Genomic DNA, 22830 nt, shown 5'->3' with positions numbered 1-22830 from the left:
CACAAGGAGTTCCGTACATGAGCCGCAAGAAGTCAGCCGACCCCGAACTCGCGCACCAGCTCAGCAGGCGCGGCATGCTCGGTGTGGCCGCCGGTGTCTCCGCCGCCGCCCTGCTGGGCGCCTCGGCCGTCCCCGCGGCGGCCCAGGGCGCGCAGTCCGGCCACGGCCACGGACACGGCCCCGGCACCGGCACCGGTCCCGGCAAGGGACAGCCCGTCCTGACCCCGGGCCGGCTCGGGGTCCAGCTCTACTCCCTGCGCGACAAGGTCTCCACCCTCGGCTTCGCCAAGGTCTTCGACGAGCTGGAGCGCTTCGGCTACGACGAGATCGAGTACGCGGGCTACACCCAGGGCGAGGCCGGAGCGATCACACTGCCGCAGCTCAAGCGGCTGGCCAGGGACCACGGCCTCAAGGGCATCGGCAGCCACGTCAACTACTACGACGACAACAACCCCGGCGCCTACAGCTTCGCGCAGAACCTCACCAAGGTCCTGGACGACGCCCAGGCGCTCGGCCTCGAACACGTCGGCACGGCCTCCGGACCGTTCCGCTACGGATCGACCGTGGACGCCTGGAAGCGGGCCGCCGCGGACTTCAACACCTACGGCGCCGCGGCCAAGCGGCGCGGCATGAAGTTCTACCAGCACAACCACGCGGAGGAGTTCTCCTTCGCCACCGACAAGCCGAACGTCCGCCTCTACGACGTGCTGCTCGCCGAGACCGATCCGAACCTGGTCTATCTGGAGATGGACATCTACTGGGCGTTCGCCGGCCAGTTCCGCTTCAGCAGGACCGTCGAGGGCCGGCCCGCCCCCTTCGACCCGCTGAGCTACGTCCTGAAGCAGCCCCACCGCTACCCGCTCTTCCACGTGAAGGACGGGATCGAGGACATCGCCGCCCGCGACGGCTACCGGATGGTGGACGTCGGGGACGGCGACATCGACTACAAGCGCTTCATCTCGGCCGTGAACAAGACCCGCGACGGCCGCCGCGCACACCACTGGCAGGTCGAGCACGACCAGCCGGTGGACTCGCTCGCCTTCGCCCGGAAGTCGGCCGCGCATCTGCACTCCCTGCGCGAGAAGTGCTGACCCGCCTCCGGACCCGCCTCTGAACACCGCGGGTGTACGGTACGGCCCGCCGCGCGGCTGCTCACACGCCGTGCGGCGGGCCGCCCGGCTGCCGCAGCGTCAGCGAGATCCCGGCGGCGATCAGCGACACCACACCGGATGCCGTGTACGCCCCCGCGTACCCCCACGACGCCACCACCACCGCGCCGATCCCGCCGCCGAACAATCCGCTGACCAGCTTCGCGCTGTACACCATGCCGTAGTTCGAGGCGTTGTTGTTCTCACCGAAGTAGTCCGGTACGAGCGCGGCGAACAGCGGATAGAACGCGCCGCCGCCGAAGCCGGAGAGGAAGGCGAAGACCAGGAACAGCGTCTGGTTGCGCATCTCCCCGGCCCACAGCACACCGAACTGCGCCACGGCCAGCACCAGACAGACGTAGGTGAGAGTGGCGCGCCGGCCCAGCTTGTCCGAGAGCCAGCCCACCACCCCGCGCCCGGTGCCGTTGATCACCGACATCACACCCATCGACGAGGCCGCGATCAGCGGACCGAACCCCATCTCCTTCGCGAAGGGCACCTGGAACGAGATCCCGAAGATGGAGACGCCCGCGCAGCACAGCATGCACAGCCACATCAACGGGACGGTGCCGGTCCCTAACGCCTCCCTCGGGCTGAACTGCCGTACCGCCGGAGGGTTCTTGGCCAGTGCGGCGGCGGACTTGGTGTTGCCCGTACGGCTGACCGGATCGACGTGCGCGGGCCACCAGTTCTTCGGCGGGTCCTTGAAGAACAGCCCGGCTATCAGGGTCAGGGCCAGGACGTACACACCGACGAGGTCGAGCACCGCGTGGTAGTTCGAGGTGTCGAAGCCGTAGGTGAACAGAAAGATGAACGGAACCGCACCGTAGGCGAAGGCGCCGTTGACGAACCCGGTCTTGCCGCCTCTGCGCTCCGGATACCACTTGCCGACCATGTTCACACTGGTCGAGTAGATCAGCCCCGAGCCGACCCCGCCGAGCAGGCCGAAGCCGGCCAGGGCGAGCCAGAAGTTCGGCGCGTGACTCAGACTGAGGAAGCCGAGCAGTGAGCAGAACGAACCGATGATCATGGCGGATCTGCTGGTCAGGATGCCCTTCTCGCGCAGCCGGCCGGCGGGGAAGGAGACAGCGGCCTGGAAGAAGATCCAGACACTGAGCACCCAGAAGGTGTTGGTCGAGGTCCAGTGGTGCGCTCGGGAGAGCGTCTCCTCGGCGGCTCCGAAGGCGTACTCGAACACACTGATGGCGAGCATGGCGAGCCACGGCAGCGCCACCATCGTCCAGCGGGGGAGGCCGAGGATCTGCCGGTCGGACTCGCCGACCCGGTAGACCCGGCCGCGTTCGTCGGTGATCTCGCGGTAGTCCGCGCCGGGCCGAGCCGGCGCGGACGTACCTGAGAGAGGTTCCGCTGTCATGTCAGTCGATCTCCTCAACAGTCCGGTCGCCCAGCAGCCCAGCCGCCCGGGCCCACGCGTACTTGGCTCCCAGCACGGCGACGGGCCGCTCCGTGGTGTATGGATAGGCCACCACCCCGTGCTCGAACAGGTACCGGCACGCCTCCTCGACCTCCACATCGCCCGCGAGCGACGCCACGACCGGCTTGTGGATGCCGCGCTCCCGGAACTCCGCCACCACCCGGGCCGTCAGCTCGGCGAACACCATCGGCGGGGTGACGATGGTGTGCCAGTAGCCCAGCACCAGCGCGTGGATCCGCGGATCCTCCAGACCGAGCCGGATCGTCGCCTCGTACGTGGACGGCGGCTCGCCGCCGGTGATGTCCACCGGGTTGCCCGCCGCGCCGAAGGGCGGGATGAACGCGCGGAACGCCCGGTCCAGATCCGGCGGAATCTCCATCAGGGAGAGCCCGTTGTCGACGATGGCGTCCGAGAGCAGCACCCCGGAGCCACCCGCGCCCGTGATGATGACGACGTTGTCGCCCCGCGGCGTGGGGAGCACCGGCAGCGCCCGCGCGTACTCCAGCATCTCGTTCAGCCCCGGCGCCCGGATCACCCCGGCCTGGCGCAGGATGTCGTCGTACACCGCGTCGTCCCCGGCGAGCGCGCCCGTGTGCGAGCCGGCCGCCCTCGCACCCGCCTCCGTACGCCCGGCCTTGAGGACCACCACCGGCTTCTTCGGCACGGTGGCCCGCGCCGCCGCCACGAAGGCGCGGCCGTCCTTGAGGTCCTCCAGGTGCATGGCGACACACTCGGTGTGCGGGTCCTCGCCGAACCAGGTCAGCAGATCGTCCTCGTCCAGATCCGACTTGTTGCCGAGACCGACGATGGCGGACACCCCGGTCCCGGTCGACCGCGCGAAGCCGAGGATCGCCATCCCGATGCCACCGGACTGCGAGGTCAGCGCCACCCCGCCCCTGACGTCGTACGGGGTGCAGAAGGTGGCGCACAGGTCCTGCCAGGTGGAGTAGTAGCCGTAGATGTTCGGCCCGAGCAGCCGCACCCCGTACCGCTCCGCGATCTCCACGATCCTTTCCTGGAGGGCGTGTTCACCGGTCTCCGCGAAGCCGGACGGGATCAGCACGGCGTTCGGCACGCCCTTGCGGCCGACCTCCTCCAGCGCCGCGGGAACGAACTTCGCCGGGATCGCGAACACCGCCACATCGGGCTCGCCCGGAACGTCCAGCACGCTCTTGTACGCCTTGCGGCCGAGTATGTCGTCGGCCTTGGGGTTCACGGGATGGATCTCGCCGGGAAATCCGCCGTCGATCAGATTCCGCATGACCGAATTGCCGATCTTGCCCTGCTCGTTGGAGGCGCCGATCACCGCCACCGAGGCGGGCTTCATCAGCCGGTCCATCGAGACGAGGATCTCCTCGCGGGTGTACGTGCGCCGCTGGAGCGGCGGTCGCGTGGAGAGCAGGATCCGCACGTCGGCGGCCATCACCCCGCTCGCCGAGGCGAACACCGGATTGAGGTCGACCTCCGCGATCTCGGGGAAGTCCGCCGCGAGCCGCGACACCCGCACGATCAGCCCGGCGAGCGCGTCCCGGTCGACGCCGGGGGCGCCGCGCACCCCGCGCAGGATCTCCGCCGCGCGGATCCCGTCGAGCATCGACAGCGCCTCGTCCGCGGAGGCCGGGGCGAGCCGGAAGGTGACGTCCTTGAGGACCTCCACCAGCACCCCGCCGAGACCGAAGGCCACGATCTTGCCGAACGTCGGGTCCGTGACCGTGCCGATCAGCACCTCGGTGCCCTCGGGCACCATCTGCTGCACCTGTACGCCGAGGATCCGGGCGTCCGGCGCGTACGCGCGGGCGTTGGTGACGATCGCGGCGAAGGCCCCGCGCACCTCGGCGGCCGAGGTGAGGGAGATCCGCACACCGCCCGCGTCGGTCTTGTGCGTGATCTCCGGCGAGACGATCTTCATCGCGACCGGGAAGCCGATCCGCGCGGCGAGCGCCACCGCCTCGTCGGCGGTCTCGGCGAGCGCCTCGGCCGGAGTGGGGATGCCGTACGCGTCCGTGACGGCCTTGCCCTCGGGCGCGGTGAGGGAGGTGCGTCCCTCGGCGAGCGCGGCGTCGAGGACGGCGCGTACCGCGCGCGCGGCCTCGCGGTCCTGCCCGCTCTCCTGCCGACCGTCCTGCTGACTCTCCTGCTGATGGTCCTGCGTGGTGTTCACTGTCAGATGACTCCGTCCGTCTTGAGAAGCCGCAGATCCTCTTCGCTCAGGCCGAGTTCGCCGCCGTACACCTCCGCGTTGTGCTCGCCCAGCAGCGGCGAGGTGACCACCTCCACGGGGGAGTCGGAGAGTTTGAGCGGGGAGCCCACCGTGGTGAAGGAGCCGCGCTCGGGATGGGGGACCTCGACGACCATCCCGTTGGCGGCCAGCGAGGCGTCCTCGACGATCTCCCGGGTGGAGAGGATCGGACCGCACGGGATGTTGTGGGCGTTGAGCCGCTCCAGCACCTCCCACTTGGGCAGGGTGGCCGTCCACTCCTCGATGAGCTGGAACATCTTGCCCAGCTTCGGCAGCCGCGCCTCGGGCGTGGCCCACTCCGGGTCGTCCGCCAGCTCGGGACGGCCCATCAGCGCGGTGACCGGCCGCCAGCCCACCGGCTGCACGATCACGTACACATAGTCGTTGGGCCCGCCGGGCGCGCAGCGCACGGCCCACCCGGGCTGCCCGCCGCCGCTCGCGTTGCCACCGCGCGGCACCTCGTCGCCGAAGTCGTCGTTCGGGTACTCGGCGAGCGGTCCGTGGGCGAGTCGCTGCTGGTCACGGAGTTTCACCCGGCAGAGATTGAGCACGGCGTGCTGCATGGCGACATTGACCCGCTGGCCGCGCCCGGTGTGCTCCCGCTGGAAGAGCGCGGCGAGAATGCCGGCGACCGCGTGCACCCCGGTGCCCGAGTCACCGATCTGGGCGCCGGTCGCGAGCGGGGGACCGTCCTCGAAACCGGTCGTGGACATCGAGCCGCCCATGGCCTGGGCGACGACCTCGTACGCCTTGAAGTTGGTGTACGGGCCCTCCCCGAACCCCTTGATGGAGGCGTACACGATGCGCGGATTGATCTCCTGGATGCGCTCCCAGGTGAACCCCATCCGGTCCACGGCGCCGGGGCCGAAGTTCTCCACCAACACGTCGGAACGGCGGATGAGTTCCGTGAGGATCTCACTTCCGCGCTCCGTCTTGGTGTTGAGGGTGATGGACCGCTTGTTGCAGTTGAGCATCGTGAAGTAGAGCGAGTCGACATCGGGCAGGTCGCGCAGCTGCTTGCGGGTGATGTCGCCGGACGGCGACTCCAGCTTCACCACGTCGGCGCCGAGCCAGCCCAGCAACTGGGTCGCGGACGGGCCCGACTGAACGTGCGTCATGTCCAGGACGCGGACGCCGGAGAGCGCCTTCGGGCCCGCCGGGTCATCGAGAGCCGAGGTCATGGGGGAGGCTCCTTCGCTCACTTGTACATGGTCTGGTTCATGGTTCCGGGGGCGTACGCGTCGGGATCCACCCAGACGTTGATCAGCGACGGCAGCCCGGACTCGCGCGCCCGCCGCAGCGCGGGGGCGATCTCGGCGGGGTCGCGGACCTCCTCGCCGTAACCCCCCAGCATCTGGGCGAACTTGTCGTAGTGGACGTCGCCGAGGGTGTTCCCGACCCGCTCGCGCTCATCGCCGTACTTGGCCTTCTGGCCGTAACGGATCTGGTTCATCGAGGAGTTGTTGCCGACGATGCCGACGAAGGGCAGGTTGTAGCGCACCAGCGTCTCGAAGTCCCAGCCGGTCAGCGAGAAGGCGCCGTCACCGAAGAGGGCGACGACCTCCTCGTCGGGCCTGGCCTGCTTGGCGGCGAGGACGAACGGCACCCCGACACCGAGGGTGCCGAGCGGGCCCGGGTCCATCCAGTGGCCCGGTGATTTGGGCTGGACGACCTGCCCGGAGAAGGTGACGATGTCGCCGCCGTCCCCGATGTAGATCGAATCCTCGGTGAGAAACTCGTTGATCTCGCTGACCAGCCGGTACGGATGAATGGGCGAGGCGTCCGAACGCAGCTGCGGCAACCGCTTCTCGATCGCGGCCTGTTCGGCGGCACGCAGCTCGTCCAGCCACGCCTTGCGCTTGACCGCACCGCCGCCCAGCCGCCCGCTCGCGGCCTGGGTGACGGAGGCCAGGACGAGCCCGGCGTCACCGACGATGCCGAGGTCGATGTCCCGGTTCTTGCCGACCGTACGGTAGTCGAGGTCGATCTGGACGACGGTCGCGTCCGGCGAGAGCCGCTTGCCGTACCCCATCCGGAAGTCGAAGGGCGTACCGACGATGACGATGAGGTCGGCGTGGGAGAACGCGTAGCGCCGGGAGAGCTGGAAGTGGTGCGGATCGCCGGGCGGCAGGGTGCCGCGCCCCGCGCCGTTCATGTACGCGGGGATGTTGAGGGTGCGCACCAGCTCGACGGCGGCGTCCGTTCCCCGGGTCGTCCAGACCTGGCTGCCGAGCAGGATCGCCGGCTTCTCGGCCCGGACGAGCAGGTCGGCGAGAGTCTCGACGGCCTCGGGGTCGCCGGCCGAGCGGGTCGAGGCCCGGTAGCGGCCGGCCTCGGGGACCCGGGCCTTCGCCACCGGCACCTTGGCGTCGAGCACATCGCGCGGGATCTCCAGGAAGGACGGCCCCGGTGCGCCGTGGTAGCACTCGCGAAAGGCCATGGACACCATGTCGGCGGCGCGCGCCGTGTCCGGCACGGTGGCGGCGAACTTGGTGATCGGCGTCATCATGTCGACGTGCGGCAGGTCCTGCAGCGACCCCATCTTGTGCTGGGAGTGGGCCCCTTGGCCACCGATGAGCAGCATGGGGGACTCGGCGCGGAACGCGTTGGCGACACCGGTGACGGCGTCGGTCGTCCCGGGACCGGCGGTGACCACCGCGCAGCCCGGCTTGCCGGTGATCCGGGCATAGCCGTCGGCGGCGTGCGCGGCGACCTGCTCGTGGCGCACGTCGACGACTTCGATGCCCTCGTCGACGCAGCCGTCGTAGATGTCGATGATGTGGCCGCCGCAGAGTGTGTAAATGACCTCGACACCCTCAGCTTTGAGTGCCTTGGCGACCAGATGACCACCGGAGATGAGTTCCTGGCTGTCGTCGGGCATGAGGAGGTCCCTGTCCCTTCGTAGGGGAGGACGACCGCCCTCCCAGAACATTGCATACAGTCGACGAATACTGTATGAAGATTGTTATCCCGCATCCGGCGGACGGTGTCCAGAGGGCATGCGGCACTTTCGGGGAAGCGGCACTTTCGGGAAAAGGGGCCGGGCCCGGCCCGGCGGGTGCGTGCCGCGCCGCCGCCGCGCGATGGTCACGGCCCTCGGGGACGCCCGCCGGCCCGCTCCCCGCACGGCGCGTACCCGGCCCGCCGCGCCCCGTGCGCACGACGCCCGTCGCGCACCGCTGACCACCGGATATGGGGGTGAGAGCGCCCGTCGACCCCTGGTATTGTTGAGCCTGTCGCCGCGACCACGGGAAGCGGTTCGACCACTCGTCCGGGTGGCGGAATGGCAGACGCGCTAGCTTGAGGTGCTAGTGCCCTTTATCGGGCGTGGGGGTTCAAGTCCCCCCTCGGACACCAAGGTCATCCGACCAAATGAAGCCGGTCAAACCGACGTTATGTCGCTTTGGCCGGCTTCGTTGTTGTGGTGGCGGCCGCGATCAGCCCTGTTCGGGCGAGCCGGGCGGCGGCACGGATGCGGTGAGCGGCACGACTTTGAAGTACTCGTCGATGTGGTTGATGAGCCGCCGTCGAACCGGAAGTGCATCGCCGCGTGTACGTCACTGCGGGACCCGTCGGTCATGGTCAGGTGGAGTACTTGCTGCTGGAGCACTTCGTCGCCGTCCTGGAACTGCCGCGCGATGCCGTACCGAAGTGTCTCGACGCCGGGGCCGGCTCTTCGTGGCTGCTCAGATGCTCAGGCCGGGCATTCGGGCGACCTGGAGCTGCTGGAGCATGTGCGGGCCGTCCGTGTTGAGCCAGTAATCGACGAACCGGCCGTCCTGGATGAGGAGTGTGTCGGTCCCGGTGAAGGTGACCACGGTCCCGGCCGGGGCCTTGGCGCCGGGGAGGCCGCCCTCGTGCTAACGAGCGTAAGGCTACAGGTGTAATGTGAGTGCGGGCAAGTGGCTACGGTCGTAAGCTTTTGCATGTAAGGTTAAGCGGCGAAGGGGGCGACGGTTCACCCCGACAGCCCCGCCCGCGGCCTGCCTACCGGATCGCGACCAGTACGTAGCTGTCGCCGAACTGCCAGACGGGCGCCGCGTGTTCGAAGCCCGCGTGTCGCAGTAGTTCGGCATGGCGCTGCGGTGGCAGGTCCTCGCCCGCCTCGCTGATCGGGCCCCGGCGGCCGCGCTCCGCGAGCAGGTCCGTCAGCTCCGGGTCGTCCGCCACCGCCGCCCACCACGCGTCCCAGTCCTCGTGGGCGAAGGCCCGCTGCCGCTGTGCCCGGCACCGGCCGACGTGTTCCGCGATGCGGGAGTGCGCGGCGCCGCCGCGGCCGCCCCGGTCGCGCTGGGGGAGGTGGTCGGCGTTGATGAGGACACCGCCGGGGCGCAGCGCCGCCGCCAGTTGGGCGTAGGTCCGCCGCAGTGTGTTCTCGGAGAGGTAGTGCAGCGCGGTGGTCGACACCGCCGCGTCCAGCGGCCGGTCCAGTTCCAGGGCCGCCGTCCAGCCCTCCTCGCCGATCTCGACGTCCACGTACCGGGCCGCGTCCGGGTGGTGGGTTCTGGCCAGCTCCAGCAGCAGGGGGTCCATGTCGGCCGCCACGATCTCCGCCCGGGGCAGCCGCGCGGCCATCCGCGCGGCCAGCGACCCCGGTCCGCAGCCGAGGTCGACGACGTACGGCCGGGGCTGCTCCCGTGTCACGTACCCCACGACGTCGGCGATCACCGAGAAGCGTTCCTCGCGATCGACGGCGTACCGCGCCTGCTGCAACTCCCATCGCCGCACCCACGATTCAGCCGTCGCCATACTCAGCCCCATCTGGCCGTGCCACCTTCGCCCATCTCGTGCCCGACTGCCTGACACCCCCGAATCTACAGCTGGAAACGGTTCCCATTATCGCGCGATGGTGTGTCGCCGCCCCCGTCACTCCAGCGTGGTGAGGACTTCGAGCAGCCGGTCGATTTCCCCGGGCGAGTTGTAGACATGGACGCTGACCCGTACGGAGCTGGACTTCTCCCCGCCGTCGCCCTGGCAGTGGTCGTCCGTACGCACCATGAAGCCGTGGCTGAACAGGATGAAGCCCAGATCGCTCGCGCCGATGGCACGGTGCCGGAAGGTCACGATGCCGCACCGGTGCTGGACGTCCGAGTCCAGCGCCAGGCTCTGCCGGCATCCCAGGACGTCGTAGGCGCCCAACTGCCGCAGCCCGTCGGTCAACCGGAGGGCGAGCGCGGTCGTCCAGCGTTCGATACGGTCCTCTCCCGCCTCCCGCAGCCAGTCGAGGGCCGCCGTCAGACTCACGATCCCCGTGGTGTTGGGCGTACCGCTCCAGCCGCCCGGGACGAACCGGGGGCCGCGCCGCTGACGGGCCCACACGGCCCCCGAGCCGGGCAGGGCCAGGGCCTTGTGCCCGGAGAACGCGACGAAGTCGACGTCGAGTTCCGCGACCGAGACGGGCAGATGACCGACGCTCTGCGCCGCGTCCAGACAGATGACGGCATCGGGACCGACGGCCTCGCGGACGCGGTGCACGTTCATGTCCGCTCCGTAGACGTGGTGCACATGCGTCACCGCGACGAAGCGGGTCCGGGGGCCGGCCGACGCGGCGAGCGCGGCCGGGTCGTAGTCCCCGGAGGACGCCTGGTACGGCATCTCCCGTACCGTGATCCGCTTTCCCCGGGCCGCGAGCAGCTCCCGCGCCTCCAGCCAGGGCACCAGATTGGCCTGATGGTCGGCGAAGGGCACGACGATCTCGTCCCCGTCGTCGAGCAGTTCGGGCAGCCAGTCGCGCGCGACGGTCCGCAGCCCCTCGGTGGTGCCGCTCGTGAAGTGGACGGTGGACTCCAGCGGCGCGGGGTCCGAGAGGAAGGACCTGATCCGGTCGCGGGCCCGTTCCACCAGCTCGGTCGAGGCGTTCGCCCAGGGGTAGGTGCCGCGCCCCGCGTTGGCGTTCGCGGTGGTGAGATAGGTCTGTACGGCGTCCAGCACGGCCCGGGGCTTCTGGGCCGTCGCGGCGCTGTCGAAGTAGACCAGCTCCGGATGCGCGGTGATGATGGGGAACTCGGCCCGCAGCGAGCGGTGCCAGGGGCCCAGCTCCGCCGGGAAGGCGGCTTCGCGCGGTCCCGTGGCGCCGGGGGGCTCGGGGACCTGGTGCGCTTCGGGGCAGTCGGGGGATCCCGGTGCTCCCGGTACGGCAGGCGCGCTCATCCCGTCAGTCCCTCCCCAGCGGAGCGCCGGCGTCGCGCCAGGCGATGATGCCGCCCGCCAGACTCCGGGCGTCCGTGTGTCCCATCCGGGTGAGCAGCGCCGCGTACCGGGCGGATCTGTCGCCCACGGGACAGGCCAGCAGCAGGGGTTTGCGCTTGCTGAACGGGAGGCCGCCGCGGATCAGTTCGGCGAACAGCTCGTCCACGATGTTGATCGCGTGCTCGATGTGCAGCGCGGCGTACGCGGACGGACTGCGCAGGTCGATGACGAGCGGCTGCTCGCGCGCGATCCACTCCTGGGCCTCCGGCGCGCTCAGGGCGGTGACCGCCGCGATCTCGGCGTCCGGCACGTCGGACAGCGAGTTCTTGCGGGGTGCCAGGCCGACGGCCTCGGGGCGGCGCTGCTTGACGTAGCTGAGATAGCTCTCGATCCGGTCGCAGACGATGAAGACGGCGGTCCTGCGCTTGTCGCCGTCCGTCAGCTCCGCGTCCAGCTCCCGCAGATGCCGTACGGTCCCGAAGTAGGCCGCGCCCCCGGTGGGACCGGCGAGGATGCCGCACCGGCGGGCCAGGGTCAGCATGCCGTCGATGGCCTCGTCGGCGGTCACGGACTCCATGGTGTCGTAGGTGGCCGGGTCGAAGAGGCCCACCTCGTGCACCTCGTCGATGGTGCGGATCCCCGGGATGAAGTCCGACTTGTGCGCCACCAGTCCGACGACCCGCACCCGCGGATCGTGCTCGCGCAGCGCCCTGGCCACCCCGGTGGAGGAGCCCGCGGTGCCCACACACGCGACGAACCAGTCCGGCACCCGGCCGTCGAGGTCCTTCACGATCTCGGGACCGGTGCCCAGCGCGTGCGCCTGCGTATTGCGGTCGTTGAAGTACTGGTCGGTGTGCAGGTACGCGCTGCCCGGCTCGGAGAGGGTGCGGTGGAAGAGGGTGAGGGGATCGTCGGTGTCGGTCGGGTCGAGGCACTCGCTGCGTCCCGGCAGCTCCTCGATCTCGGCACCGAGCAGCAGCAGGAGATCCTTGATCTCCGGGACCCGCATCCGGTTGGTGACGCTCTTGAACGACAGCCCGTGCATTCCGGCCAGCACGGACAGGGCCTTCGCGGTGTTGCCGCTGGAGAGTTCGACGATCTGGCTGCCCGCGCGCACGGCGCCGTCCAGCTCCGGGCGGACCATGTTCCACGCCGCCCGGTCCTTGACCGAGCCGAAGGGGTTGAACATCTCCAGCTTGCCGTACAGGTCGATATGGCGCAGACCGTGCACCCGCGGATCGATGCGCACCAGCGGGGTGTTGCCGATGGTCTGGGTGATGCTGTCGTACCTCACGCCTGTCCTCCCTGACTCAGCGTCGGCCAGTACTGCTCGTCGAGACTCCAGCGCCAGAGGTCCCCGTCCTGCCAGGCGGCCACCGCACGCGCGGCCGGCAGGCGCTGTGCGTGGCTCGTCCGGAAGTCCATGCAGTAACCGGCGGTGTTCACGAAACCCAGCAGATCACCGGGGTTCGGCAGACTCGGCAGGAACACCGTCCTGCGCGAGATGAGATCGGCCTCCAGGCACAGGCCGCCCGCGAGATAGACCCCCACCGCGTCGCCGTCACCGGCCGGAGCGGCTCCGCCGCGTCCGATGACGACGGGGTCCATGAAGACTCCGTGCTCCTCCAGGCCGATGTCGTCGGCCTTGGCCTCCAGGCGCACCAGGTACGGGCCCGTCCCGTCGCGGCGTACTTCGAGCACCCGGGCCAGGATCAGCCCGCACTGGTCCACCAGCGCCCGGCCCGGCTCGGTGTACAGGTCGAAGAGGTTCTCCAGGAGCAGCGCGGACAGCGGCCGGCCCGGCGTGGCCGAGGCGGGGCTCGACAGCAGCTCGTCGAGGTAGCCCTCGCCCGCCGTCGCGCGGTGCGCGGGATAGAGCCCCAGCGAACCGCGCAGCGTCCCGGCGTCGTTGCGCAGCCCGTAGCCGTAGCCGCGCCAGGTCATGGCGGGCCGCTGTCCCAGGACGGACTGGGTGAGCGCGGAGGTGTAGCGCTCCCACTGTTCCCGGTGGGCGAGGTAGCTGACCCCGAAGCCGCCTCCCGTGTCCACGACATGCGGGCTGAACCCGTGTTCCCGCAGGGTCCCCAGGGCGCTGACGCACCCCTCCAGGGCGAGCGCCTTCTCGGCGACGCTCGTGGTGTCCAGATGGAAGCCGACACCGATCAGCTCGATCGCCTCGCGGTGCCGGTCCGCGGATTTGATCAGTTCGTCGAGCGCGCCCACGGGGGAGCCGAACCGGCTCGCCCGGCTGAGCACCTTGACCCCGCCGGAGCCGGGGGCCGCGCCGGTGCCGAACGCGGACAGCCGCAGTACGGTCCGTACCCGGGGCAGCGAGCGGGTCCGTACGAGGTCGCCCAGCGCGTCCAGTTCCGCGAGGCTGTCGACGTTGACGGTCACCCCGGTACGCGCGGCGAGCCACAGGAACGCCGGGTTCTTCGGCCCGGTCGCCATGATCCGGCCGGGCGCGAATCCCGCGCCGAGCGCGTGCTGCAACTCGCCCAGCGACGCGACGTCCACGCCCGCGTCGGTAGCGGCGAGCCGGCGCAGCAGTGCGCTGGAACGATTCGCCTTGTGGGCGAAGTAGACCTGTCCGCCCAGCTGATGTCCGCGGTACGTGGCCCGGAACCGGTCGAGATTGTCGGCGATCTGGTCGGGAAGCACGATGTTCAGCGGTGAACCGAGCGCGTCGACGAGATCGTGGGTGAAGCCGTCGGCCCGGAGTAACGCCGCCGGGCGCGGTTCCACCCGGGGCTCCAGGTACAGCGGCAGAGCGTTCATCAGTCCCCCCTCGGCCGGCTGAGGCAGCCGATCTCATTTCAAGTGATATTCATTTCCCTTTCTGTGGCGGCCTACGCGCCCGCGAGTCGCCGAGCGGCCGGAGCCCGCCGTCGGACGCGGGCGGACGACCGGGAGCGACGCGATCGGGAGTGACGCGATCGGGCGGCGGCACATGACCGGCGGAACGTGCAGCCCCCTGAACTCCCGGGACTATTCCTGGCCGTTTCTGACCATTTTCCGCTACGGGTATCGGCGCCGGATCGTAACGGGTCCAGGATGTACCCGTGCTGGGCAACCTTCCCGTCGTCACCACCAGTTTCGTCGGCCGAATGGGCGAACTGGGCGCTGTCGAGCGGGCATTACAAGAACACCGGCTGGTCACTCTCACGGGCAGCGGGGGAGTGGGCAAGAGCCGCCTCGCGCTGCGCGCCGCCGGCCTGGCGCAAGGCCGCTACCCCGACGGCGTCTGGTGGGCCGACCTGTCCCACCTCTACGACGACCGGCTGTTCGTCGCCACGGTCTGCGACGCGGTCGGGCTGCTGGACCACAGCGCGCGCCGTCCCGTGGAGGCGCTCTCCGAATGGCTGGCCGGCCGCCGGCCGCTGCTGGTCCTCGACTGCTGCGAACGGATCGTGGCCCCCTGCGCCCGCCTGGTCGCCGAACTCCTCGCCGCCGCGCCCGCGCTGACCGTCCTCACCACCAGCAGGCAGCCGCTGGGCACCGACGGGGAGCGCCTCCTCGACATCGGACCGCTGCCCGCGGGCGGCGACGGCGCCGAGGCCGTACGCCTCTTCCGCGACCGCGCCGCCACCGCCGCGCCCCAGCTGTCCCTGGACTCCCCGAGCGCCGGGGCGGCGGCCGCCGACATCTGCCGCAGACTCGAAGGGATCCCCCTGGCCCTGGAACTGGCCTGCGCCCGGCTCGGCGAGAACAGCGTCGAGGAGATCGCGGGCCGGCTCACCTCCCGGCTCGACGTCCTCACCGACGACACCGTCTGGCCCCAGCGCCACCGGGCGCTGCGCACCGCCATCGGCTGGAGCCACGAACTCTGCGCCCCGCTCGAACGCCTCCTGTGGGCCCGGCTCTCCGTCTTCCCCGGCACCGTGGACCCGGCCGACGCCGGGGCCGTCTGCGCGGGCGGCCCGCTCACCGCCCGCGCCGTTCCCGCGCTCCTGGAGGGGCTCGCCGCGCAGTCCGTGCTCCAGCGGGACGGCGACCGGTACCGGATGCTCGACACGCTGCGCGAATACGGCGCCCTGTGGCTCGGGGAACTCGGCGAGGAGGACCTCCTCGCCCGCCGGCACGCCGCCCACTTCGCCGACGTCGCCGCCCGCGCCCACACCGGCTGGCTCGGCCCGCGCCAGGTCGAGTGGTACCGCAGGATCGCCGACTGCCACGCTGACCTGTGCGCCGCGCTCGACCACCTCCTCGAAGAGGACACGGAGCGGGCGGTGGAGATGGCGGGGCGCACCGGGCTGTTCTGGAGCTGCTGCGGCCATCTGCACCAGGCCCGCGGCTATCTCGAACGCGCCCTCGCCGGCTCCTCCGCGCGCGGACCGCACCGTACCCGCGCCCTGTGGGCCCTCGGCATCACCCGTACGCTCCAGGGCGACCACGAGGCCGCCCGCCTGCTGGGCGAGGAGTGCACCCTCGCCGCCTGGCACGACCAGGACCCCGAGTCCATGCTCTCCGCCGCCCACTCCGTCAGCTTCACCCTCCTGATGATGGGCCGCCCGCAGGCCGCCCACACCGTCAGCGACCGCGCGCTGGCCCATCTGACCGGCGACCCGCTGGACGCCCCGTCCTACATGCGCTGCCGGGTGATAAGAGTCTTCGCGCTGTCCGCGCTCGGCCGCCTCGACGAGGCGTACGAGGACGCCACCGGCCTGCGCCGGCTCAGCAAGGGCTACGGCGAGCACTGGGCCCGCGCCTACGCCGACCACCAACTCGCCCTCATACAGCTCATGCGGGGCCGGCCGGGCGACGCCGAGGGCCACGCGCGCGCCATGCTCGCGGGCAAGTACCGGCTGCGGGACAGCCTCGGCATCGCCCTCGGCCTCGATCTGCTCGCCGGGGCGATCGCCGCCCAGGGCGACGGCGTGGCCGCCGCCCGTACCTCCGGCACGGGGCACACCTACTGGCGGATGATCGGCCACCCCCACCGGGGCAGCCCGGAGCTGAGCGCCATCCGCGACCAGTGGGAGCGCCAGGCGCGCGAGGCGGCGGGCAATCCCGCCTACGAGAGCGCCTACCACCGGGGCGTCGAGCAGGACGCCGAGAGCGGCCTGGCCCTCGCGCTCCAGGGCCAACTGCCTTCGTAGACGCGGTGCGGGCCCCTGGCAAGCCCTCGCGGGCCCGCACCGCCGGTACCGCGAGGCCCGCGCCCCGCACCTCGCGACGGCGGCCCCCCTGGCTCCCGGCGCGCGCCGCCGGTTACGGTCCTGCCATGCCTGACTTCGCGCCCCGGTCGCCCGCCTTCCTCGCCGACCCGTACCCCGCCTACGCCGAGCTGCGCGCCCGGGGCCGGGCGCACTACTACGAACCGAGCGACCAGTGGCTCGTCCCGCACCACGCGGACGTGTCGGCGCTGCTGCGCGACCGGCGGCTCGGCCGCTCGTACGGGCACCGCTTCACGCACCAGGAGTTCGGCAGGACCCCGCCGCCCGCCGGTCACGAACCGTTCCACGAGCTGAACGACCAGGGGATGCTGGAGCTGGAGCCACCGGACCACACCCGCATCCGGCGCCTCGTCTCCAAGGCGTTCACCCCGCGTACGGTCGAACAGCTCCAGCCGTACGTACGGAACCTCGCGGCCGAGCTGGTGGCCCGGCTCGTCGCCGAGGGCGGCGGCGACCTGCTGACCGCCGTCGCCGAACCGCTGCCGGTCGCCGTCATCGCCGAGATGCTCGGCGTCCCCGAGACGGACCGCCCGCTGCTGCGGCCCTGGTCGGCGGCGATCTGCGCGATGTACGAGCTGAACCCGTCCGAGGACACCGCCCGCCACGCGGTCACCGCCTCCGCCGAGTTCTCCGCGTATCTGCGCGGACTCATCGCCCAGCGGCGCGCCGCGCCCGGCGAGGACCTGATCTCGGGACTCATCGCCGCCCACGACGAGGGCCGGAAGCTGACCGAGGCCGAGATGGTCGCCACCTGCGCGCTGCTGCTCAACGCGGGACACGAGGCCACCGTCAACTCCACCGTCAACGGCTGGCACGCCCTGTTCCGGCATCCCGCGCAGCTCGCCGCCCTGCGCGCGGACCGTGCCCTGCTGCCCACCGCCGTGGAGGAGCTGATGCGCTACGACACCCCGCTCCAGCTCTTCGAACGGTGGGTGCTCGACCCGGTCGAGATCGGCGGAACCACGATCCCGCGCGGCGCCGAGGTCGCCCTCCTCTTCGGCTCGGCCAACCACGACCCCGCCGTCTTCGCCGCGCCGGACGACCTGGACCTGGCCCGCCGCGACAACCCGCACATCTCCTTCAGCGCGGGCATCCACTACTGCATCGGTGCCCCACTGGCCCGTATCGAACTGGCCGCTTCCATGGCCGCGCTGCTGGAGCTGGCCCCCGGGCTGCGCCCGGCGGGGGACCCCGTCCGCAAGCCGAACTTCGTGATCAGAGGACTGGAGGGGCTGCCGGTCCTGGTGTGAACCCCCTGGCCGTCCCGCTCACTTCGCGGGCTCGGGGAGCCGGCCGACCTCCTGCTCCCCGGCCTTCGGCAGGTACCTGCCGATCAGGAACTTGTACAGGCCCGCGCCGAGCGGGCCGCCGATCAGCGGGCCGACGATGGGCACCCAGAAGTAGAGATTGCCGTACTGATCCCGCCACGCCCCGTGGTAGCCGGTGATGAAGCTGGCCAGCCGGGGGCCGAAGTCGCGGGCCGGGTTGATGGCGTACCCGGCGTCGGTGCCCCACGCCATGCCGATCGCCACGACCAGCAGACCGATGAGCAGCGGGCCGAGGTTGGCGCCCGGCGGGGTGTTGAGCAGATCGGTCAGCGCGAAGAGGACCAGGCCCAGGATGGCCGTACCGATGATCTGGTCCCGCAGCGCCCCCCACTCGCTCACCGGGAGCGTGCCGTTGCCGGGGAGCGTGTTGAACACGATCTGCGACTTGTAGGTGTGGCCGGGGTCGAACTTGGCCAGCACCTCCGTGTAGTTCCAGCGCACAAGCAGCGCCGCCACGAACGCTCCCGCCGTCTGCGCCAGCATGTACGGGAGCACCTTGCGCCAGGAGAAGCCGCGGAAGATGGCGAACGAGAGGGTCACCGCCGGGTTGATGTGGGCGCCGCTGATCCGGGCGGCCACATAGACGCCGAGGGTGACACCGAGCCCCCACGCCCAGGCGATGCTGTCGTGGTCGCCGAGCCCCCCGGCCAGCACCTGGGCCACCACTCCGCAGCCGAAGAGGATGAGGACCATGGTCCCGGCGAACTCCGCGGACAGTTCGCCGATGAGCCCCCCGCCTCTTTTGCCTACGCGTTTGCCTACGCGTTCCTTCATGGTTTCTGCCTTCCGCGATCCATGGGCGAATGCGCTGTACTTCTCGGCATTCTGTGCCGGGGGCGGACGTCGCGCGACGCGCGGGCGGAGCGCGGAACACTGGGCCGGGCGTGGTGCGGGCGGTGCCGCCGCTGAGGTCGGAGCGCGGCCCCGGGCCCCGGGACGGGGCGGTGGCCCGGGGGCCATTGGAGTGGCGGCGGGGCCGGATCAGCCCCGGGACGCCCGCGAACGGGCGTGCAGGGCGCTGGCGACCCGGGGGCCCAGCCGGCGCTTGAGCCCGCGCAGGAAGTCGAGCCGCTCGGCCGCCCGGTCCAGCCGGTAGTAGAGCCCCGGCGGGATGTGCGGCAGCAGCGGCGAGTGCCGCTGGCCGAGCAGCGCGAACATCCGCTCCGGGGGCAGACCGGTGTAGCGGGGCAGGTTCTCGTACCACTGGGCGCTGTAGCGGGCCGCGCTCTGCACCGCCAGCAGCGCCGACCTGCGCTCCCGCTCGTAGCGGGCCAGCGCGGACGGCAGCTCCCGCTCCGCGCCCAGCGCGCCCGCCAGCGCGATGGCGTCCTCCAGCGCGAGGGTGGTGCCCGCGCCGATGGAGTAGTGCGTGGTGTGCGCGGCGTCGCCGAGCAGGACCAGGTTGTCGCGGTACCACCGGCGGTTGGTGAGCGTACGGAAGTTCAGCCACCGCGCGCTGCCGTCCTCGTGGGCCCGGCCGATCAGCGCGTGCCCGTCCAGCGGCTCGGCGAAGAGCTTCTCCAGAACGGCCAGGCCGTCCGCCTCGTTCGCCTCGTGCAGCCCGAGTCCGGTCCAGGTCTCGGCGGAGCACTCGACGACGCAGGTGCTGTGCTCCGCGCTGAACCCGTACCCGTAGCACCAGATCCAGCCGTGTTCCGTCTCCACGAAGGCGAAGGTGAAGGCGTCGAAGACCTTCGTGGTGCCGAGCCAGATGTACATGTTCCGGCCCGCGACCGCGCGGGTGCCGAAGTGGTCCGCGTGGCGCTCGCGCAGCGTGCTGTTGACGCCGTCGCAGGCGACGACCAGATCGGCGGCGGGCGGCTCGGCCCCGGCCGGGATCCCGTGCTCGAACTCCACCCGCACCCCGAGGGAGACGGCCCGCTCGGCCAGGATGCCCAGCAGCCGGTGCCGGCCGATGCCGAACCCCTCGTCACCGTGGTGCACGGTCGTACGGTCGCGGATGTGCGCGACCCCGTCGCTCCAGCAGATCGAGTTCTCGCCGATCGCCCGCGCGGACTCCGGGTCGTGGCCGTGCAGCTTGTCGATGAGGCCGCCCCAGTACGTCACCCCCCACCCGTAGGTCGACCCTGCCGGGTTCCGTTCGAGGACGGTGATGTCGTGGGACGGGTCCTGCCGCTTCAGCAGAATCGAGAGATACAGGCCGGCGGGCCCGCCGCCGACACAGGCGACCTTCACAGAGACTCCCTGGCGTCACGCGAAGTGATGATGGAGTGACCAAAGGTAGCGGCGGCCGTCGGGGCCGGGCGGGCGGCGCGCGGTGTGCGCGGCGTCCGGCGGGCGGCGGGGCAAGGTCATTCGGCCACCATGCGCGAGTAAAAACTTGCTATATTGCGCAAGCGTGCAATTCACTTGGGTCGATGCAACGCTCGTACCGCCCAAGGAGATTCTCCATGCCCCTCACCACGGGAGCCCGGCCGCGCCGCCGACCGCTCCTGGCCCTGGTCACGCTCTTGCTGGCAGGCGCCGCCGCTCTGCTCGCGCCCGGGACCGCCCACGCGGCGAGCGGCCCCGCCGAGGTGGCCGAAGCGCTGAAGAAGAGCCCCGTGTACGTCGATCCCCGGGTCGCCGGGCAGCTGCCGAAGGCCGATGCCGAGGCGCTCGCGAAGAAGATCGAGGACGCGGACAAGCCGGTGTTCGTCGCCGTGCTGCCGGCGGGCGACGCGTTCCCCCGCAAGACGCTCCTCGCCGACGTACGCGCGCTCACCGGCATCACCGGGGTGTACGCGGTCCGCCTCGGTGACGCCTTCAGCGCGGGTTCCGACCCGCAGGTGATGTCCCGCGACGCCGTCGAGAATCTCCGGGGCGCGGCGCGCCGCTCCTCGCCCGACGACGCCACCGCCCAGCTCAACAGCTTCGTCGACCAGGCGCTCCAGCAGGCCGGGGGCAGCGCCCCCGCGTCCTGGGACGGCGGTCCGGACGGCGAAGGGGGCTCCGGTGGCTCCGGGGCGCTGATCCTGGGCGGCGTGGCCGTCGCCGGCGGGGCCGGGGCGTACGTCCTGTACCGGCGTAGGAAGCGCGAGCGCGAGGAGCGGGCGCGGGCCGAACTGGCCGCCCTGCGCGTGGTGGTGGACGAGGACATCACCGCCTTCGGCGAGGAGCTGGACCGGCTGGACTTCACCCCCTCGGAGCCCGGCGCCAACGACGAGATGCGCCAGGACTACGGACAGGCCCTGGACGCGTACGAGACGGCCAAGACGCAGGTCGCCGCCGCCTCCGGCCCCGACGACATCCGGCCGGTCGTCGAAACCCTGGAACAGGGGCGGTTCGCGCTGGCGACCCTCGCAGCCCGGCGCACCGGCGACCCGCTGCCCGAGCGCCGGGGGCCCTGCTTCTTCGACCCCCGGCACGGCCCGTCGGTCTCCGATGTGATGTGGGCCCCGCCCGGCGGCGCCGACCGGGCCGTGCCCGCCTGTGCCACGGACGTGGAGCTGATGGCCCGGGGCGGGACGCCGCAGTCCCGCATGGTCGACACCGCGCAGGGCCCGCAGCCCTACTGGAACGCCGGACCGGGCTACGCGCCCTGGGCGGGCGGCTACTTCGGGGTGGCCGCCGGTGCCGTGGGCGGTCTGCTGATGGGGACCATGATCGGCTCCATGCTCAGCGCGCCCTCCGCCTTCGCCGACTCCGGCGCGGGCATCGGCGAGAGCCTGCCCGAGGGCGGGGACGTCTCCGGAGCTGACTTCGACGCGGCCGATTTCGGCGGCGGGTTCGGCGGCTTCGGCGGTGGATCGGGCGACTCGGGCGGCGACTTCGGGGGCGGCGACTGGTGAGCCGGTGACGGGAGGGGCACGAGAACGACCCACCGTCCGGATCTGGCCGGTTCCGGGCGCCGGAGCGGGTCATTTCCGTACGGCGTCACCGGACTTGGCCCAGTTGGCGCGCAGCCGTCCCACATAGGAGGCGGCCTGGCTGCCCGGCGCCACGCCGCGCGCGAAGGCCAGCATGTTGCCCGCTCCGGCGTTGTAGCCGAGGGCCAGCAGCTCGTCCTTGCCGTAGGAACCCGACCTGTCGGCGGGCAGTCGTGCGGCGAGATCGTGCAGATGCCAGGCCGCCGCCTCGATGGCCAGGTCCCGGTCGTCGGGCAGCTCCTCCCACCGGCGGCCGGCGAAGTCCCGGCCCCGCTTGGTGTCGTCGAAGGCGGCCCGGTGCATGTTGGCGATGCCGAACGAGGCGCCGGGCTTGTGGCGCTGCCAGGCCCGCTCCAGCGCCGGATCGTGCGGCTTGTACGCCTCGTTGTAGAGGATCGCCATCAGCAGCCGGGCGCTGATCCCGGCCCGCCCGGAGTACGTGCGCACCGGAGCGGCGAAGTCCGCCGGGTCGTACACCGAAGCCGGCGCGGAGGAGGTGGCGGGGGCAGGGACGGTGGCGCTGGGCGACGCGGTGGCCGACGGGACGGGCGGGACGGGCGGGGCGGAGGTGGCGGCGCGGTCCGAGGGGCCGTCCGGCCCCGGCCCCGGCTCCGGCGCCGCGCCGCAGCGGGCCAGCGCCACGACGGCCACCGCCAGGACCAGCGCCGTCCACCACGGCCGCCGTGCTCCGGATCCGGCCATCACGTCCGCCCTTCCGCGCGCACCCGCGCCGTCCCGTCGGCCGCGCCGGTCAGCGGCGCGGCCCGGGGGCCTGACCGTCGAATCCGCCCTGCCGGTCGCCGCCGCCCTGTTCCGCGTCCACCGCCCCGTAGATCAGGTCCTTCAGCCCCTCCGGGTCCGGCACGTGCTTGAGCGTGAGCATTCCCTGTTCGGAGGCGGACTGGATGTACAACGTCCCCTCCCGCATGAGGCGTTCCCACAGCGTCGCGCGGAACGACACGTCGTTGACCCGGATCAGCGGGATGCTGTGGCCCGTCTTCGTCAGGAAGCCACTGCGCTTGTAGATCCGCTTCGTGGTGACGATATAGACGGTGCTGCGCCACTTGAGCAGCGGTATCAGCCAGAACCAGAGGGAGGCGACCAGGGCCAGGCCGACGATCACGTAGTCGGCGTTGGTGCCCCAGTCCTCGCCCGCGGGGGTGAGCCAGAGGAGGACGGCCGCCACGACCCAGATCAGCGCCAGGATCAGGAACTCGCTGACGATCTCGGTCCAGTGCTGGCGGGTGGCGTGCACAAGCTGTTCATCGGGCGCCAGATGGCGGTCTACGGAAACCATGTGCGGAATCCTGGCACAGCGTGCGTCCCGTCGAAACTCATCGCCCGAAGGAGCGCTGTTCGGCGCGGTGTCACCGGGGGGTGGTGGCGTGTTCATGTCCCGCTTCTAGCGTCGGCCGCCTGACCCGAGGAAGCACCCGCGCGTCCGT

Annotated in this window: 17 protein-coding genes and 1 tRNA gene; 5 read left to right on the top strand and 13 right to left on the bottom strand. The window is 71.3% G+C overall.

What is annotated here, in order from left to right; translation table 11 throughout:
• Positions 1–17: 17 nt before the first annotated feature.
• Positions 18–1091 (top strand): sugar phosphate isomerase/epimerase family protein, encoded by a 1074-nt coding sequence (locus tag OG627_RS05170; protein WP_329061865.1) that lies wholly within the window; start codon positions 18–20, stop codon positions 1089–1091.
• A 61-nt stretch (positions 1092–1152) separates the two neighbouring features.
• Here OG627_RS05170 and OG627_RS05165 read toward each other — a convergent pair whose 3' ends face one another.
• Genes OG627_RS05165 through OG627_RS05150 form a run of 4 tightly spaced genes read right to left on the bottom strand, consistent with a single transcriptional unit; the run spans position 1153 to position 7703 of the window.
• Positions 1153–2523 carry an OFA family MFS transporter gene (locus tag OG627_RS05165; protein WP_329061863.1) on the bottom strand — a complete coding sequence of 457 codons (1371 nt, stop codon included), beginning with the start codon at positions 2521–2523 and terminating at the stop codon, positions 1153–1155.
• Position 2524: 1 nt separating this feature from the next.
• A complete protein-coding gene (locus tag OG627_RS05160) occupies positions 2525–4744 on the bottom strand; it encodes an acetate--CoA ligase family protein (RefSeq protein ID WP_329061861.1) in 2220 nt (739 codons plus the stop codon).
• A gap of 2 nt (positions 4745–4746) precedes the next feature.
• A complete protein-coding gene (frc, locus tag OG627_RS05155) occupies positions 4747–6003 on the bottom strand; it encodes a formyl-CoA transferase (RefSeq protein ID WP_329061859.1) in 1257 nt (418 codons plus the stop codon).
• Between the two features lie 17 nt (positions 6004–6020).
• Positions 6021–7703, bottom strand: coding sequence for a thiamine pyrophosphate-binding protein (locus OG627_RS05150; RefSeq protein WP_329061857.1), 1683 nt, complete (start codon positions 7701–7703; stop codon positions 6021–6023).
• Positions 7704–8091: 388 nt separating this feature from the next.
• Between OG627_RS05150 and OG627_RS05145 the strand changes: the two genes are divergently transcribed.
• Positions 8092–8179, top strand: a tRNA-Leu gene (locus OG627_RS05145).
• 329 nt (positions 8180–8508) lie between these two features.
• Here the strand turns inward: OG627_RS05145 and OG627_RS05140 are convergent.
• From OG627_RS05140 to OG627_RS05120, 5 genes are all read right to left on the bottom strand, one after another.
• The gene (locus tag OG627_RS05140) at positions 8509–8640 is read right to left on the bottom strand and encodes a hypothetical protein (protein WP_329061855.1); all 132 of its coding nucleotides are present in this window, start codon (positions 8638–8640) and stop codon (positions 8509–8511) included.
• Positions 8641–8809: 169 nt separating this feature from the next.
• The gene (locus OG627_RS05135; protein WP_329061854.1) at positions 8810–9583 is read right to left on the bottom strand and encodes a class I SAM-dependent methyltransferase; all 774 of its coding nucleotides are present in this window, start codon (positions 9581–9583) and stop codon (positions 8810–8812) included.
• Between the two features lie 105 nt (positions 9584–9688).
• Positions 9689–10972: an aminotransferase class V-fold PLP-dependent enzyme gene (locus OG627_RS05130; RefSeq protein WP_329061852.1), complete on the bottom strand. Its 1284-nt coding sequence runs from the start codon at positions 10970–10972 to the stop codon at positions 9689–9691.
• Positions 10973–10976: 4 nt separating this feature from the next.
• Positions 10977–12305, bottom strand: a complete 1329-nt coding sequence (locus OG627_RS05125; RefSeq protein ID WP_329061850.1) for a pyridoxal-phosphate dependent enzyme — start codon at positions 12303–12305, stop codon at positions 10977–10979.
• Positions 12302–13789, bottom strand: coding sequence for an alanine racemase (locus OG627_RS05120; RefSeq protein ID WP_329061849.1), 1488 nt, complete (start codon positions 13787–13789; stop codon positions 12302–12304). Before OG627_RS05120 ends, OG627_RS05125 begins: the two co-directional genes overlap by 4 nt.
• Positions 13790–14076: 287 nt before the next feature.
• Between OG627_RS05120 and OG627_RS05115 the strand changes: the two genes are divergently transcribed.
• The gene (locus OG627_RS05115; RefSeq protein ID WP_329072371.1) at positions 14077–16110 is read left to right on the top strand and encodes an ATP-binding protein; all 2034 of its coding nucleotides are present in this window, start codon (positions 14077–14079) and stop codon (positions 16108–16110) included.
• Positions 16111–16235: 125 nt separating this feature from the next.
• Positions 16236–17438 carry a cytochrome P450 gene (locus tag OG627_RS05110; RefSeq protein ID WP_329061847.1) on the top strand — a complete coding sequence of 401 codons (1203 nt, stop codon included), beginning with the start codon at positions 16236–16238 and terminating at the stop codon, positions 17436–17438.
• A gap of 18 nt (positions 17439–17456) precedes the next feature.
• Here OG627_RS05110 and OG627_RS05105 read toward each other — a convergent pair whose 3' ends face one another.
• Positions 17457–18290, bottom strand: a complete 834-nt coding sequence (locus OG627_RS05105; protein ID WP_329061845.1) for an MIP/aquaporin family protein — start codon at positions 18288–18290, stop codon at positions 17457–17459.
• A 207-nt stretch (positions 18291–18497) separates the two neighbouring features.
• Positions 18498–19712 carry an FAD-dependent monooxygenase gene (locus tag OG627_RS05100; protein ID WP_329061843.1) on the bottom strand — a complete coding sequence of 405 codons (1215 nt, stop codon included), beginning with the start codon at positions 19710–19712 and terminating at the stop codon, positions 18498–18500.
• 215 nt (positions 19713–19927) lie between these two features.
• Between OG627_RS05100 and OG627_RS05095 the strand changes: the two genes are divergently transcribed.
• Positions 19928–21307, top strand: coding sequence for a hypothetical protein (locus OG627_RS05095; protein ID WP_329061841.1), 1380 nt, complete (start codon positions 19928–19930; stop codon positions 21305–21307).
• A 69-nt stretch (positions 21308–21376) separates the two neighbouring features.
• Here the strand turns inward: OG627_RS05095 and OG627_RS05090 are convergent, their stop codons facing one another.
• Both OG627_RS05090 and OG627_RS05085 read right to left on the bottom strand, forming a co-directional pair.
• Positions 21377–22087, bottom strand: coding sequence for a lytic transglycosylase domain-containing protein (locus OG627_RS05090; protein ID WP_329061839.1), 711 nt, complete (start codon positions 22085–22087; stop codon positions 21377–21379).
• A gap of 49 nt (positions 22088–22136) precedes the next feature.
• A complete protein-coding gene (locus tag OG627_RS05085) occupies positions 22137–22682 on the bottom strand; it encodes a PH domain-containing protein (protein ID WP_329061837.1) in 546 nt (181 codons plus the stop codon).
• Between the last annotated feature and the right edge of the window lie 148 nt (positions 22683–22830).

The organism is Streptomyces sp. NBC_01429, assembly GCF_036231945.1.
In the GTDB taxonomy this organism is placed as follows: Bacteria; Actinomycetota; Actinomycetes; order Streptomycetales; family Streptomycetaceae; genus Streptomyces.
Note: the sequence above shows the minus strand (reverse complement) of the source record. Positions and strands in the feature narration are given on the sequence as shown.